Here is a 16,870-nt window from a genome sequence, read left to right as displayed (position 1 = left end):
GATCATAATAACTTTACGAAAGTCTTTCGAATAATAAAAGAAAGGGGTCACCTTTCGGTTAACGCCCTGGTCGAATTGCGGATGATCAACTTCGTTGATTCGATGATGAGCCTCTGATCCTGCGGCTTGTCATGGTTCTCCATCATGCCGATCAGCATGCGGCACGCTTCCTTGCCTACCTCGTAAGTCGGCTGGTACACCGTCGTCAGGGACGGTGTAATATTGGTGGAGAAGTACAGATCGTCATATCCGACGATCGACAGATCATCCGGAATCTTGACCCCCAGCTCGCCAAGCAGCCGCATCGTCCGGATCGCCTCATGATCGTCGGCTACGAACATCGCCGTCGGCATCGATTTTTGTTGCACAAGATTTTTGAGATAATGGCCATAATCCGTATCGCTCAGCAGGAGCGAATCGTTCAAACTGGCCGGATGCTTGTGCAGACCTGCCTCCTGCAGCGCCCGCTCGGCGCCCCGGATGCGCATCACATGGTCGTGAAAGCTCAGGCTGGGCACGACAAACAGGATATCCCGGTGACCGTAGTCGATCAAGTGCTTCACCGCATCATAGCCGCCAGCTTCATTATCAGGCTCCACCGATGCGATATTGTCGAATCTGCGGGAGAGCACGACAAGCGGCTGCTTGCCGGCAAAATTGGCAATGTAGGTGTCCTCCAAGGAAGACAGCACAAAAATGCCGCCATAAATCTTGCGCTGCTGGCAATACTTGTTGAAGCTTTGCTTGTTGCGCGGGATGCGCAGCGTAGACACCAGCGTAATCGAATAATCATGGTCAAAAGCGACATCGCCAATGCCGCTCAGAATCCGGGAAAAATAAGGGTTGGTCAGCTGCCGGTTATTGCCCAGCGGGGCAAAAACCGCGATGTTCCGCACGTTCACGGCTGATAATCTCGGTTTATAATTATTCTCTTCCATGATCTTCAACACTTTGTCCTTGGTCGCCTGACTGATGTCGGACTTGCCGTTGATCACCTTCGATACGGTTGCGATCGATACGCCAGCAAGCTCAGCCACTTCGTAGATGTTCATCGCTTCATTCCCACTTCCTTAATATGACCGAGCCGCCCCGGGAAGGAGCGACCGGTCCGAAAGACTTAAGTAAACCTCTTTCATTCTAGCATAGAATTTACGATATGACAATCAAAAATTTACATATTTTTACTTTTTAAAGTTGTACAAACCCGAGTTCAGCTAGCATGCGGTGAATGACTAGAGCAGCCTGCGCGCGTGTTGTCTCGCCTTGGGGATCAAATATCCTGTCGCTCACCCCGTCCATCAGGCCGCGATGCCGCACAAAACCGATGGCAGCCTTCGACCAGTCAGCTATGGCAGCAGCATCTTCATAGACCTGAATACCCGCTTCGCCTGTCTGTTCATGACGGGAAGCTCGCTCGACACCCAGCCCGGCTTCCGCGAACGCCACTGCTCGCTCCAGCATCAGCGCCATCTGCTCGCGGCTCACCGTCTCGGCCGGACGGAAGCTGCCATCCTCGAAGCCATGGATCAGTCCTGCTGCTGTTGCGTCTGTTATGGCCTGTGCATACCATGCGCCAGCCGTTACATCGGTGAATCGCGGCTGCTCTTCGAGCGGGACTGACCGTGTACCGCCCAGTCCGAGCGCCCTGACGAGCAACGCTGCGAATTCCGCTCGCGTCACCGCATCCCCCGGGGCGTATACATGCCCGGTTCGCCCCTTGACGATCAGCTTCGACGCCAGCTGTTCAATCTCGCGCTGCGCCCAGTGACCCGCCAGATCCGCATAGGCCCGCTCCAGTTGCAATACCGTGTATACGCTGTTTCCCGGACGCAGCATGCGCGCCCAATGCGCGCCCTCCTGCAGCTCGAACACGGTCGGCACGAAGGCCAGCTCTCCGCTCGCCGGATCAAGCCATACCCCTGCCGCTTTGAACATGTCCACTGTGTCCGGCAGCTGCAGTCTGCGCTCTACATACTCGCCTCCGCCCGGCTGCAGCTCGAAGCTGCCTGTGCCCGTATCAGCACGGACTTCAAAGCTGGTTCCCGGGAGCAGCAGCTCCCCCCCGGCTTCTTCGGCCGCTGCTTGCAGCTGCTGCTTCACATTGTCCGGCGCTTGCCCGATCTTCACGGTCAGCGTCGCCGCCTCAGCGGCGTCACCCCCCTGCTCAAGCAGGGCGGTCAGATCCCATGCGGCCAGCGGCAGCACATAGTGTACGCCATCCACTTCAATAGACAGCTCTAGGGAAGGCGCAGCCATCGTTCCTTCCGCAAGCTGTTGCAGCGGTAACACCAGCTCCAGGTCTGACCCGTTCGCCGTCAACGCGATCGTCAATCTTTTGTCTTCCAGCATCTCCAGCTGCTTGATCGCTGCTTCCAATTGCAAAGCATCCGCTTCTGCCCGGAGAAGCATCCTGTCTGTTTCATTGGCGATGAGTTGAGTCTTAAGAGCGCTTGCGTCAAGCATCCCCTGCGGTGTGCTCGATGGAGGATTGGATGGAAGCCCTGAAGGAGACCATCCCGGCTGCTGCCCCGGTCCCGGGTTATCCGTCCCGACCTCGATCAATTCCAGCACAGCTACACTGTAACGCGGAATAATCCATGACTCATTCGCTTCATACGATTGTGTTCTTGTATACACATGCTGAGTCTTATCCATCGGGATGTCGGCCAGAAAGTCGGCCTGACGGTATTTCACACCGCCATTATTATTTTGCAGCGTAAACCGATTGTCGCCTTGATCGTCCACGATCGTCTCGCCCGTTATATAGCTCATCTCCGCTCGATACTGGCGATTGTCATTTTCCACGTGAACATCGATCGGCTTATCCAGGCCCGACTTGTTGACAGCCGCGACAAACAGCTTGCCCGTGGCAGAATCCCTGAAAGCCGTTGTCAGCAGCTCCGGTATCATTCTTCCGTGTTCATACTCGTCCGGCACCAGCTGCTTGCCGCCGGCAATTGCTGCCTCGATTCGTTGATCCGACTGCTCGAACAGCTCCGCCAGCAATTGAAAGGCGTAATATGGCGCTCGTATCGTTGCATCATGAGAATTGCTCGCAGGCGTCCCGGTGTATCCGATCAGCTCGTATTGGTTTGTTGCCAGCACATGCCGGTTTGTAATCGTTATATTGTCATACTGGATAAAATTCAAGATCGATTCCGCATCGTACAGTACATTGAACAAGGTCTTGCTCACGCGCGTATTATCCCTCAGAATGCCCCATTCGGTAATCGCCGCCTGCTTGCCCGGGAAGTAATGCTGCAAGGCGCGCGCCATATCCTCGATCTGCGGCTGCGCTCGCCGCATGCCGATGTGAATTTCTTCAAAGTAGTCGACTTCAGCCACGTCATACAGGTTCTGCCAATATAAATGATAAACGACAATTTCATAAAAATCCTCTTGTCCGAGCTTCTCCGCCCAATCCCTGTTGAATTCATTATCGGGTTCGTCGCCATATACCGAAAAGAATTTGGGACCTACTACGATAATGTTAATCGTAGGATCGACCGCTTTCAGCGCCAGGGCAAACTCCTTGGCCTTACGGATATAATCCTCCACAGTCGGAAAAGCAACGCGGTAAGGCGCTCCTGCTCCGCCAAGGTAGCTAAGCTCATTGCCGATCTCCCAGTACTTCACCTCATAGCCTTGCTGCATGGTATATTCCAGGAACCCTACCGCCGAATCGACATCCGCCGTATACGGATTAAGCTGTACTATAGGCTCTGCTCCAACCTCATCCGTATAAGCGATAAAATCGTCAATCGAGATGATTCCTTGACTGTACGGATCATCGATCATGTTCTGATAACTCGCGAGGTCATTCGGATTGCTCAATATATGCGGAATATAGCCTTCAATCTGCCATTGATAATAATTGCCGCGCGATCCGCCGGGAAACCGGATATAGGCCGGCTTTAGCGGCATCGTCAGATCGATGATATCCTGCTCCGTGTACCGGGAAGCGTTCACTCCCCAACGGTTGTCGTTATATCCGAGCAGATCGTTATGGTAGTCCTGGGCTAATGCGGGATCGATCCCCAGCTGCAGTGATGGCACGATCTCGATCGCCAGCTCAGCCTGCAATTGCACCTCTGCGTCGTATGCTGCTGCAAGCGCCACAGCATCGCCATTCTCTGCCGATGGAAATGAGACTAGGTTCCCGTCCAGCTCAACCAGACTTTGATATTGTGCGGGAACCGACCAGTCCACGCGTGCGCTCGCATCCAGCGAATAGCTGTTCCCTTCGTAAGTCCCGGTCAGCCTCGCGCGTACGTGATCGCGGAGATGCAGCGTTTCATCCGGCAGCAGCTTTAATGCCGCAGGCTCGATAACCAGCTCCTCAGGCTGGACAAAGTGAACCGGAATGGCGTGCGATATATCATTGTAGGTAGCCCGGATGACGACGGTCCCCTCCGTCAGCTCAGCATTCTGTCCGATGAACCTGAGCACAGGCTGATTCTGCGAGTTCATCACCAGTTCGCCGACCGGCTCACCCGGATCTTGTTCCAGACTCCAGACTACCTGGCTAGTAAGCAGTGTGGAGTTAAGCAGGTTATCGTACACCCCTCGCACTTTTAGATCCCGGTAAAGATTCAGACTCGAGCCGCTTTGGATATACAGCTCGTCAAGTATATACTGCTTCTGCTCGAACCTCAGCCCCTGAAGCACATCGTAAGGCGAAGCCTGGTTCACGTTGGACTCATCGTATTCATCCTCACCGCCCGGCATCGGCTCATGCGCCACTTCCACGTGAAATTCATTCGTAAGCGTCCGGGCTCCATCGATTGTCTGCACTTCATAGGCGACCTGAACTATGATCGAATCCCGAGGTTGAGCATTCGGGGAGATCGTCAGCGCTGCCATCCAGCTCGGCGATATCTGAGCCCACCTTGATGCTCCAGTCCACAAAGCCCGATACGTTATCAAACTGCTTGCTCTTGTTTCCCGTATATACGCTGGTCGCCAAATCCAGATTAAGCGTGTCATTCATACCAACCAGACCATGGCTCGGCTTCATAGCAATAACCTCGATATCCACGGGCTGCTTGATCTCAATAGCTAGTGTCGCGCTGTGAACCATATCTTCCTCATCGGTATATTCGGCCAGCAACGTAATCTCACTGCCCGGCTCGGCAGCTTCATCAAGGATTAACCTTCCATTCGTTATCGTTGCCTTCGTGTGGCTCCCATCCGCTTCGTTCAAGCGGATCGTTGCTTCCGCTGTCACATCCTGCTTGACGCCCTGACCGAACTCCGCCTCCAGACGCAGCACCCGGTTCAATACAAGCTCATCATGCGGAAACATCGCCATCGTCTGATCCTCGACAATTGCGCCGAAGTTCTGGAATGAAAGGGATACCACCTCGGGCTGCATCACCTCGCTGCCGCTGGATACTTGTACGCTGAAGGAAATGTGCGGCGCGTCATACAGCCTTGCTGTAATAACAGCGCTGCTATGCGTATCCAGCATCGTCAAGCCTCCGTCTGCTGCAACGACCGCAACCTCGGGGTTGTCGCTTATCCATTCGATACGGGTTAGCTGGTCATCGATTGGCCGATGCGTCACGCCATCGAACGCTTGGACTAACGACGCCTTTACGCCCAACTGAATCGGCTGGTTCACGACTAGAGACTCTGTTAACGAGACATTCTCTTCCTTAGACACAATCTCGATTTCGTTGATCGATTCCTTCACTCTGACAATAATATTGTCGTAATAGGCTTTGCTCTGCTTCTCTACCAAGCCCGCCTGGCCTTGCGCAGCCAGCTTCGAGGGGGTTTGTCCGGCGTCATCGTATTTGGCCCCATTCCGGCTTGGTGATAAACTGTCGGTCCCGCTATTCATAACGTAATAATCCAGGCTGAAGCGTTGCGAAACATCCTGCGCCAATTGTCCGCCGGCGGAAAAGTAATTTTTGCCTCCATCGTATCGAACGAGAAATGTGCGCCAGCTTGTGAATGCATCCGTTGCTTGTGTGGCACTGCTGGCATAATTCTCGTCAGTACCTGTGAAGGTACGGTAAGAAAAGCCATTCATCCCACGGAAATAAGTCGACTTTCGATTGCTCGTATGCTGCCCCGCATCATCTGAGCCGAAGCGCCCGATCAAGCCGAAATAGGAATTGACCGCGGGCGGTTCCACCGGCATGATATCCGCTTCGATCGTATAATCCGTCCAAACCGGTGCCCCGAAGGGCAAGAAGTACGGCCCTTGGTTAGCTGATGAGGTGCGGGTGAACACGTGGTTGCCCGCATCTGCCGGATCGGCGACGATTCCCCACTCACTGCCAGAGGTGCCTGCCGTATTCCAGCCGGCAGGGAGACCATCCTCAAAATCATATTCATACACCACGTAAGCCTCCGCAGCTTCTGTGCCGCCCTCGAGAAGCTCCAATACCGCCACACTGTAACGCGGGATGACGATACTGTCGCCTGGCTGGAAGATGACCTCCTGAATGGTGACCTCCTGCGTGCCGTCGAGCGGCTTGGGCGCCAGGAAATCCGTGCCTGGGTAGAGCACGCCGCCGTTGTTGCGCTGCAGGGTGTAGACAGGGTCACCGCTGCCATCGGTCAAGGTCTCTCCCGTCACATACTTCATTCGGACAGGCTGCTGCACGGCAGCTCCATCCAGGCTGATCGCGACCGGCTTATCAACCTCGCCTTTATTGATGGCAGCCAGATACGTCGTGTCATCCGCCGAATTGCGGAAGGCCGATACGTCCAGTACAGGAACCATTTCTTCGTACGGGCTGACCGGTGTCAGATAGTTGTTGTGCTGCACCACAACGTCGGCACGCTCATCCGTCACATCAAACAAGCTTCCCAACAGCTCGAACGTATGGTAGGACGCCCGCTTTACCGGTTCATGCGAGTTTGCCGTAGGCGCGCCCTTGTATCCGATCACCTCAAAATTGTTGGCTGCCAGATTATGCCGATTGAAGAAGGCAATGTTGTCGTATTTCACCATATTAAGCACGATATCGGCATCGAACAACGCGTTCAACAACGTTTTGTTCGTCTTATACTGATTGTCCGGCAGGATTCCCCATTCGGTGAAAGCGATCTTCTTGCCCGGATAGCGCTCCGCCACATGCTCCGCATCATAGCGGATGATGCCGGGAGCTACCGTCAACGCGGCTTTCACTTCATCGCGATATGCGATGTCGCTCGGGTAATGATTGATATACCAATACCAGTGATTCGATACGATATCATAATAGGAAGCGTCCTCCATCAGCCCCTCGGACCAGCGAAGCATATACGCCTCATCCGCTTCCAGCCCCTGGGCGCCCAGGTAACGTTCCCCGATGACGATCGTCTCGATGTCCGGGTCGATCGCCTTGAGCGCCATCGAGACTTCCTTCGCTTTTCTGGCATAATCCTGCACGGTCGGAAACGCATTGCGGTGCGGAGCTCCTCCGCCACCTTGCAGATGCATCTCATTGCCGAGCTCCCAATATTTGATGTCATAGCCCTGGCTTTTGGAATACTTCAACAGCTCAACGATCGAATCGGTGTCTGCGGTATACAGATTGACGACCACGAGCGGCTCGGCTCCGACCTCTTCTACAAAATCCATGAAATGATCCAGCGAAAACTCCAGGTTGTTCTGCGGATCATTAATCATAAATTGATGGCCGTTCTTGCTGTGCGCCGCTAAGGTCTCATTGATATAGCCGCCAATCTCCCAACGATAGTAGTTGGCTCTTGTCCCGCCGGGAAAACGCATGACACTCGGCTTCAGAGGCTTCACCAGATCCGTAATCTCCGGGTCGCTGTAGCCGTTGGCGTTGCCGCCCCAGCGCATATCGTTGAAGCCCATAATGTTGTGGTTGTACTCAGTAAACGTACTGGTGTCGATCTGAACCTGCAGTTGCTCGACCAGTCGGACTGTCAACGTAGCCGTGACGCTCGGATCGGCAACATAATGCGCTTGAAGCCGCACCTCGTCCCCGTCGTTCATCTGCAGGATCGACAGCTCATCTCCCACTAGAGCGGCTTTGGCCGTATCGTCCGGATGCACGGTCCACTCGATGTCGCCAGGCACGTCAACCATGTACTCTGTACCTTCATAGCTGCCGGCAATCCGTGCTCTCGCATGGTCGGCCAGATGAAAGGCTTCTCCATCGACCAGATCCACCTGATCCTGATCCAGTACCAATCGCTCCGCCTGAATGCCTGCCACCTCAAACGACTGCTCCACGCCCTGGTATGAGGCTTGGATGACTGCGCCGACTGCCGGCCCTTGACTGGACGGGTCGACGAAGGAGAGAATCTTCTCATTGGAGCTGTTCGTCGTGATTTGTGCTGCCGGTTGCCCGCCTGCCGGCGTCTCGACGGACCACGCGACCTGATTCGTGATGCGGGTCCGGTTGTTCGGGTTGTCATAGTAGCCGGTGATCCGGAGCTCCTTCGACAGATTGAGGCTCTGTCCTTTGAGCATCGGCAGCACATCCAGGATGCCGACTCCCGACTGCGCCAGCTCTGGCGGATTGCTTAGGATAACAGGGTCCTTGACGATCTGCATGCCTGTCAGGATGTCGTCAGGCGAGGCCCCGTTGACGATCTCGGGATCGTAGACGTCCTCGCCTCCCTGCATGATGGAGTCGACGACCTGCAGCTTCAATTCATTGGTCAGCGTGACCGGACCTTCCGGACCTTCCGCCGTGTAGCTGAAGCCGATGATGATCGAATCCCGCTTCTCGGCATTGGCCTTGAGCGACAGGATGCTGCCGTTCAGCTCGGCGATGTCCGCCCCGTGCTCCAGCGTGAAGTCGACGAAGCCGGTCACTTGCCCTACAGGACCGATCCGCTCATTGGCCGCCGGCTTGCTGCCGGTGTACACTGTCGTAAACGTATCCAGGTTCAGTGTCGTATCCAGGAAGATCACGCCGGTATAAGGATACATGGAGAGAACATCCATCGGAATGTCCGGCTTCACCTCAATGGTGAGCACCGCCTCCTCCGTGATGTCATCCTCTTCATACACTACATTCAGATGGATCCGGTCACCGGCGATCGCTTGCTCTGTCAATGTCAGTACGCCTTGATCTATGGTCGCCTTGGCGCTGCTTCCGTCGGAGCTGTCCAAAGCGACGTCAACCTCGCTGCTGACATCGGCCGCTGCCTCGATATTATAATGGGCGTTCACGCGCAGCACCCGTTCAATATCCAGCTCGTCGTGGGCAAACATGCGCACGGCTGCATCTTCGACAATGCTTCCGTAGTCGGCGATCTCGATGCGCTCCAGCACCTTCTCTATCGCTTCGCTCCCCGTCTGGATGACCAGCTGTCCTGCGACGCCCGGCTGCTGCTCCAGATGATAGGTAATCGTCGCCTGTGCGTTCGGCGCAAGCGCCCGCAGGACGCCCTCGTCCGACACACTGATCGCTTCAGGATCGCTGGATTGCCAGATGATCTCCGTCAGGTTGGTATCGATCTGCCGATGCTCGATTCCGTCAAACGGATCGGCGATCCGGCCTTCGACCACGAGGGGAATCACTTGATTGACCAGCAGCGGATCCCCGAGCGGCGTTCCGTCTGCCGCAGAAGCTGCCAGCTCATTGATTGTCTCCTTCACACGCAACGTTACGTTATCATAGATTGCCCAGCCCCTCCGCTCCGCAAAGCCTGCCTGACCGACTGGCGAGAGCATCGAAGAGCTCTGCGTGCTGTCATCGTACCTTTGCTGATTGTTCGAAGGGCCGAGCACCACGGTGCCGCCGGCGATCGCGTAGTACTCCGGCGAATATCTGTTCGCCGCAATCTCCGTGAGCTGGCCATCTGCCGCAAGGTAATTGCGCGTATCATCGAATCTGGCAAACAGGCTTCTCCAGCCCGTATGACCGTCAGCCACTTGTGTGCCGGCATAGAACGCATCCCGGCCTGTGAACGCCTGGTAAGCAAAGTTATTCGGGCCCGAGTTGAATTTGAAGGTGCGATTGTTCGTATCCAGCCCGGTTCCCGCTCCCACGTAACGTCCCATAATGCCGAAGTTGAACGAGATCGGCGCAAGCTCGGACCGTGGCTTTACATCAGCGTCAAAGATATAATCGGACCATTCGGGATGGCCGAAGGCGTACTTGTAGGAGGTCGCATCCACCGTGCCCTGGCTGAATGCAGGCAGCGTCCGGGCAAACACATAATTGTCCGCATCGTCCGGATCCTGGATGACCGACCATTCCGAGCCTGAGCTGCCGGTCGAAGACCAGCCTGGAGGCAGCGTCCCGTCCTCAAAGTCGTACGTATAAAGAACATAGGCTTCGCCGTCCGTGCCCGGGCCAGGCTCATCCGTTACGCGAGCCAGGCTCAGGTTGTCGATGCCGATCGGCCGATAGTTGGCATCCGAGCCGGCAACCATATTCATAAGCATGAAGCTGTAGAAGGCATTCAGCGTGCCCGTGCGGAAGTCGATATCCGCTTCACTATTGGCATTCACTTGCTGTACGCCGTCGATCGTCAGCGTGTACGTATGTGCGGTGAAGTCCAGCACGCCGCTGATGGTTACCCATTGGCCCTGCTGCAGTACGAGATCTGCACCCGCAGCGTTCTTGGCCACGAGGTTGGAAGTCCCTTCGCCATACGCCAGCTTGCCGTTGGCGCGCACCTGCAAGCGCGCGGCCATCGCCGCAGGATTGGCGCCCGTGCCGACACCGATCGTCCAGACATTGGCCGATGTTCCGTCAGGTGCGCCATTCATGAGCAGATCGAAGCTGTAGCTCACCTTGATGCCCGGCAGCGTCTCCGCTCCGAGCTCGGCTGCCGTCGGGATGAGCTGCAGCCGATGATTGGCCGGCAAGCCGACAGGCGTTGCCGGGGCGACCAGCGCCTGCCCTCCTCCTGCGCCTGCCCCGTCTGCGATCTCCATGATCGCCGTACCGGATGGCGCATCCGAGACCCACACCGTGCCCCCTGAGGCAGGCTGACCCGCGACGTCGCCCGTCGCATAGCCTTCGGAGGTCTCAAAGCCGATGGGGAATACCGCTCCATTTGACGCATTCACCGCAGAGACAGGCATAATCATGGCAAGCAACATCGACAACGACACCAAGATAGATAACGCTTTCTTAATTGATCGTTTTTTCATTGACCGCTCACATCTCCCTTATCTGGAATCATGAATCAGAGCCCACTGGTCGAGCATGCGATACAGCGCAACCGCGGCCTGGGCTCTTGTCGTCTCACCCTTGGGATCATACCTCTCGCCGCTCACACCGTTCATCAGTCCGCGTTGCACCGCTTCGGCGATCGCCTCGTTCGCCCATGGCGCCATCGCTTCGATATCTTCGTATACCGCAAGCCTGGCCGATCCAGCTGCCACATCAACCGCCGGCAGCTCGCTGCCCAAGCCCGCTCCGCATATCGTATAGCCCGGATCAGCATGACGGCCATCTGTTCCCTGCTGATCGTCGCAGCTGGCCGGAACGTACCGTCCTCATACCCTTGCACCAATCCGGCCGATCCAGCTGCCGCAAGCGCCGCTTCGTACCAGGCGCCAGAACGCACATCGCTGAAACGCTCAGCTCCACCCTCTGCCATCTGCTCGTTCAAGCCCAAGGCGCGGACCAGCATGGAGGCGAACTCGGCACGGGTAACCGATGCGGCAGGTACATACGCGTGTTCGCTCTGCCCCTTCAGGATGAGCATCGAGGCCAGCCGTTCGACTTGCGGACGGGCCCAGTGACCGTCAAGATCAGCGAAGGCTTTATGCAGCTCTACTACCGTATACACGCTGTTGCCCTGTCGCATCAGCCTGGCCCAGCTTGCGCCGGCACCGGATTCGATGCGCGCAGGTACGAACCGCAGCTCGCCTGAAGCCGCGTCCAGCCAGGCGCCAGTCGCATGTTCAAGTGACGAGCCTTCCGGGAGCAGCAGCTCGCGGGGGATGTACATGCCGCTTCTTAGTGACATCTCTCTCTTCGCATCGCCTGTATCTACCTGGATACGAAAGCTGACCGCTTGCACTAGCTCGACTGCATTCGCTTGGGCCAGTGCCGTTTCAAGCTGCCGCTGCATCGGGGCATCCGGTGGTCCGATGCTCACGAGCAGGCGCCAATGTGCCTCCAGTCCGCTCAGATCCATGGCTGCGACCGGCAGCTCATAGCGCACGCTATCGAGGATGATCAGCAATACAGCTTCGGACAGCTCCTGATCCAGCGCGGCAAATGGCATGATCGGAAGCACGAGCTCAACTGCAGCGCCCTCATTGTCCAGCTCAATCAACAGCCGCTTGTCCTCTAGCGGGGCAAGCTCTCTCAGGGCGTCCGTCAGTCCCTCCTCCTCCACTATGGCTCGCAGGCTCTGGACGCCCTGCGTGTGCTCCGTCCACTGCAAGGTCATTGCACTGTCATGCAGTCTGCCCGGCACCCCAGGCGGGTTCTCATTGGCCGGTGCCGGAGGCAGATACCCGATAGGTCCGGGAGCGCGATCCGCTGCGACTTCGAACGTGACCGAAGCTTTCACCTCGCCGGCGCCAGCCAGCACGGTATAGGTGCCGGCTGGCGCATCCAACGGCAGGGTCAATGTTTGCCCGTTCACCAATTCCTGACGAGATACCGTGTCTGTCCATAGAATCGTCTGATTAGGCCTCAAGATCTGCAGCACCAGGACTTCCAGTCCCGTCTCCCCTTTGATCGTCAACCGTTCCCCCGGCTGCTTGGCAGCAATGGGCTCGAGACGGACAGCATGCTCTGCCGCCCACGATCCAGGCGCAAGGCTAAGCAGCCATACAGCCGCCAGCACGACACTCAACATGGCTTTTTTCAATCCCATTTCCTCGCTTTCCACATGAAACTTACTTTGGTCGGTCCGGGCGGGACCGGTCTAAGCCGGACCCTCCAGACCCGACAGTCAATCGAGGACGATTTTGTCCGACAAGGGAACGGGCATGCCGGACTCGAAGCCAGTCAACGTATCCAGCGCCAACACATGAACGGTATAGTCCACGTTTTCCGGATCCCCCACATCAAAATACCCACTAACCACTTCATCTTGCGTAAAGTCTTTCGTTAACGCGACATAGCTTACCGGTGTGTTGTTCTTCATCAGCTGGAACAGTATCACCTCGCTTCCGTCATGTCCGGCTGCGCCTGCTGTCGGCATCACGCGAACCGAAGCACCGATGCCTTGCAATCTCGATAGCCCCTGGTCGGCTTCAATCGTCAACGGGTACAACGGGTCGACCGGCTCCCCCGTGCCCGCTGAGCTTTCCACAACTGCTGACGCCGGCCCTTCGCCGACCAGATTGCCTCCCGAGACAGTATAGTAATAGGTCGTGTCCGGCAAAGCGCTCTCATCCAGGTAGCTCGTGCCGTTGACGCCGCCCTGGATCACCTCGAAAGGACCGGTTGCAGACGTGCTGCGCTTCACCTGGTAGGTGAAGGCCTCCTCGGCGGCCGCCCACTCAAGTTCGATTCCTTCTGCTGATTGGACTGCCGTTACCTGCTCCGGCGCGCCTGGCAACTGCAGGTCCCCGTACCAGAATGGGCCCTGATCCGTAAATGCCCAAAGCTGTCCGTATCCGTCCGTGCCCAGCCCCCAGATCCGCTTGGTGCCGAAGAAGCCCGTCTGATCCATCGGCGCCCATGTACCGCCTGCATCCCGGCTGACGAATACGCCGGCACCGTTGCCGCCCGTCAAGTTGAGATCGCCGGCGTAGATCGTGTCCGGATCGCTGGGATCAATCAAGAGACTGTTCAAATGAAGCGTCCCGTCCACATTCGGTACGAATCCGTCAGCGTACGTTTTGAAATCGAAGGTATTCGTGGCGGTATCATACAGATATACGCCGTCGATGAAGCCAATGTACATCGTCTCGCCGTCTGCCGACAGCGATGGAGACATGATGAAGTTGCGATGGAGATTGACCGGATCGGCATCCGGCAGCGTGTTGACCAATGCCAGCGATTCACCCGCATCCTCCGAGCGGTACACATTCAACCCGTCGAACAAATACAGCTTCTCCGGATCCACCGGGTCTGCGCCGACGATCTGAACGACAGAGGTCTCGACATTCAACCCCGTCGCAGAAGCCTGCACGGCTGTATCCGGATGATCTACAGTTACAGTGAGCTTGTAGTTGTCGGTGTTCTCAAAAGAGTGAGGCACCATCCTCGCATCGCCTGTCGATTTGATCCGCAGATAGGCTGGCGATACATCCATCATAAGCGATGTCGCAGTGTTTACTGCTGTGTGGAGCTGTTCGCCGCTGTCATAGGAGCCATCGATGATCCGGTAATAAATCTGTGTCTGTGCGCCTTCCCGCTTGAGCCAGACTGCGACCTCGTTGCCGTCATCGTCTGCGAGACGGTACGTGACGGTCGTGCCCTGCACGTTGCCGATACTCAGATTGGACGAGATTCTGACAGGCACGGAGCCAAAGTCATAGCTCTCTTGCGGGTTCGCGTACGGATTGGTTTGATTGAAGGTACCGGGCAGACTTGCCGAGACATACCGGGAGATGTTGCTCCAGGTGTCGCCGCCGTCCGTACTGATCACGTCACCCGCGTAAATGTAATCATTATCCTGCGGATGGATGGTAATTTTGGTTTTTTGCTTGCCGTTTGTACCCGGGACGACGGAGTACTGACGACCGCCATCCGTGCTGACCTGGAGGTCGCCTTCATGAACCGGACTGTGCATGCCGATGCCGGCATAGACAGTAGCCGAATCGGTCTGGCCCGGCTCGCTGATCATGATGCCGCCCATGCCGTCCAGGCGGGTATTGCGGACCGCACTCGCCTGCTCGAACGACTGGCCGCCGTCAAAGGTTACTCTCGGACCCAGATCGATGGTCGTAATGACCATGTGGTTGGGGTCGTGCGGATTCGTAACCAATCGTCTGAAGCGTGCTCCGCCGTAGTTCTCGCTGCTCCACTCCCAGGTCTGACCGGAGTCGATCGTCTTGTAGATGGTGCCCAGATTAAACGGCTTCAGCCACGTATCCTTATCCGTGGGATCCGGAGCAAAAGCATGCTCGGGATTGGCGGTTGAGCCTGCGAACCGATTCGGATCGTTGGTATGATAAATTCTTGTCCAGCTCTGACCATAATCGTTACTGTGATAGAAATTCCCCTGGGCCCCTATGCGGGAGAGTCCAAGCATGAGATGACTGCCGTCTGCCGGATGGACTTGAATATCGTAGAAGGTCCCGTTGTTGAGTGCCGCAGGCGTCGGCAGGCCCGCTGTGACAGCCGTCCAACCGGAATTCTGGACATTGCGGTACACCTGCTTGCTGTTCACGATAGCATATACAATCGTCCCATCCGGATCGATCGCCATGGCTGCCACAGCCAAAGGCGAAGGCAGGCCCGCGGTATAGGAAGCAAAAGTCTCCCCGCGGTCAACACTCCTGTATAGGCCTTGATTCGTTGCGGCATAGACGACATCGGGATCGACAGGATCGATGAGGATACTGGTGACATAACCGCTCACCGTCGATTGCCCCTTCTGGACGAAGGTCGCCCCTCCATCATTCGTCTTATACAATCCGTCATGGCTCCCTACCAGCAGCTCATTGGCGCGATCCAGGGTCGGATTGTGATTGTCGGGGAATACGCCAATCAAGCGGGCATTGGCAGGCGGCTGCTGTGAGCGGAAGTGCTCCACCTTCACCCAGCTTTCGCCGTTGTCCTCGCTTAGGTAGAGTCCCTTCGCCAGTGAGTTGAAGGTCGGGTTGCCGCCTACAAAGGCATAGACGACATCCTCGTTGCCCGGATCGACAGCAATCGTCTTGACATAAAAAGCGTCGATCCCCTCCATCTTGGAGGTCCAGGAGGCGCCGCCATCATCGCTCCGGTACAGCCCGGCTGTATCCACACCCATGAACACGGTTTCATAATTGTTTTTCGGAGAAAACACCATATACCGAGGCACCTGAGAACCGTCGCCGCCTGTTAACTGCTGATCTCGCTCCCACGCGGTGCGCAGGGACACCTGATGCCACTTGGCCGTTCGTTCTCCAGGCTCTTCTCCGCCAGGATCCTCAGTCAGATTCATCAAGCTGACGTTATCAATCCCAATAGATTGATATAGCGAATTGGATCCCGCTACCACATTGCGAAGCATCAGGCTGTGAAAGGCATCAAGCGAAGCTGCCCGAAAGCCTATCTCCTCGCCTTCCATCGAATTCAATTGCGTGACGCCGTTCACTTCAAGCGTATAGGTCTTGCTCACAAAGTCCAGCTGCCCCTGGATCGTTACCCATTGTCCTTCCTCCAGAACCAGATCCGAGCCATCCTCCTTCTTGACGATCAAGCCTGTATTTGAATCATCATAGCTATAGACCATCTTTCCGTTGCCTCTTACTTGGATTCGTGCTGCCATATCGGTCGTGTTCGCTGCGGTCCCGAGTCCTATTGTCCAAATATTGGAAAACGATGGCGGATCAGGCGTGAAGTTCGCCATCAGATCGAAGCTGTAACCCAGCTTGATGTGCTGAAGGGAATCCGCTCCCAGCTCAGCAGCTGTCGGGTTATACAGGAGCGTCCGATTGTTCGTCAATGCAGGGTTCACTACAGGCGCCACGATGGCCCGGCCTCCCCCTGGGCCTATGCCCTCTACGACCTCGAACATCGAGGTGCCGGCAGGCGCATTGGATGACCATTTGGTTCCGCCGCCAGTGGGAGGCTGTCCGTTGACATCCCCGACCACATACCCTTCCGATGCTTCGAAGCCGATCGTCACCCCTTCAGCAGCATACGCGGCGGGCGTCTCGCCCCCCGCCCATGATAACGCTTGCAAGACCAAGCTTAAAGACAGTAAGGACACACCCAGCTTAACCAGCAGGCTTGTTCGTTTTTTCATAATAAACTCCTTCCGAATATAGCTTTCAAATGAAACGGACACCTGGCGTTTGTCTGCATCCCTGGTG

Annotated in this window: 6 protein-coding genes; all 6 read right to left on the bottom strand. The window is 56.4% G+C overall.

Annotated elements, in window-relative coordinates; translation table 11 throughout:
• Nucleotides 1-47: 47 nt before the first annotated feature.
• Nucleotides 48-1,052 carry a LacI family DNA-binding transcriptional regulator gene (locus ABC336_RS22820; protein WP_413240831.1) on the bottom strand — a complete coding sequence of 335 codons (1,005 nt, stop codon included), beginning with the start codon at nucleotides 1,050-1,052 and terminating at the stop codon, nucleotides 48-50.
• A gap of 136 nt (nucleotides 1,053-1,188) precedes the next feature.
• On the bottom strand, nucleotides 1,189-4,794 hold the full coding sequence (locus ABC336_RS22815; RefSeq protein ID WP_413240830.1) for an S-layer homology domain-containing protein: 3,606 nt from the start codon (nucleotides 4,792-4,794) through the stop codon (nucleotides 1,189-1,191).
• A 1-nt stretch (nucleotide 4,795) separates the two neighbouring features.
• Nucleotides 4,796-11,086 carry a hypothetical protein gene (locus ABC336_RS22810; RefSeq protein ID WP_413240829.1) on the bottom strand — a complete coding sequence of 2,097 codons (6,291 nt, stop codon included), beginning with the start codon at nucleotides 11,084-11,086 and terminating at the stop codon, nucleotides 4,796-4,798.
• 18 nt (nucleotides 11,087-11,104) lie between these two features.
• Complete coding sequence (locus ABC336_RS22805; RefSeq protein ID WP_413240828.1) at nucleotides 11,105-11,272, bottom strand: S-layer homology domain-containing protein; 168 nt, start codon at nucleotides 11,270-11,272, stop codon at nucleotides 11,105-11,107.
• Nucleotides 11,221-12,771, bottom strand: a complete 1,551-nt coding sequence (locus tag ABC336_RS22800; RefSeq protein ID WP_413240827.1) for an S-layer homology domain-containing protein — start codon at nucleotides 12,769-12,771, stop codon at nucleotides 11,221-11,223. The genes ABC336_RS22805 and ABC336_RS22800 overlap by 52 nt, the downstream gene beginning before the upstream one ends.
• Before the next feature lie 78 nt (nucleotides 12,772-12,849).
• A complete protein-coding gene (locus tag ABC336_RS22795; protein ID WP_413240826.1) occupies nucleotides 12,850-16,803 on the bottom strand; it encodes a hypothetical protein in 3,954 nt (1,317 codons plus the stop codon).
• Nucleotides 16,804-16,870 lie beyond the last annotated feature (67 nt).

The sequence above is a fragment of the Paenibacillus jepli genome (assembly GCF_047238105.1).
Classification (GTDB): domain Bacteria; phylum Bacillota; class Bacilli; order Paenibacillales; family Paenibacillaceae; genus Paenibacillus_D.
The sequence above is the reverse complement of the archived record's forward strand: the minus strand, read 5'-3'. Positions and strand labels throughout refer to the sequence as shown.

Bases quoted from the DNA above. Each gene is read 5' to 3' on its own strand.
- ABC336_RS22795 (WP_413240826.1), bottom strand. From the start codon at position 16,803: ATGAAAAAACGAACAAGCCTGCTGGTTAAGCTGGGTGTGTCCTTACTG.
- ABC336_RS22820 (WP_413240831.1), bottom strand. From the start codon at position 1,052: ATGAACATCTACGAAGTGGCTGAGCTTGCTGGCGTATCGATCGCAACC.
- ABC336_RS22800 (WP_413240827.1), bottom strand. From the start codon at position 12,771: ATGGGATTGAAAAAAGCCATGTTGAGTGTCGTGCTGGCGGCTGTATGG.
- ABC336_RS22805 (WP_413240828.1), bottom strand. From the start codon at position 11,272: ATGGCGCCATGGGCGAACGAGGCGATCGCCGAAGCGGTGCAACGCGGA.
- ABC336_RS22810 (WP_413240829.1), bottom strand. From the start codon at position 11,086: ATGAAAAAACGATCAATTAAGAAAGCGTTATCTATCTTGGTGTCGTTG.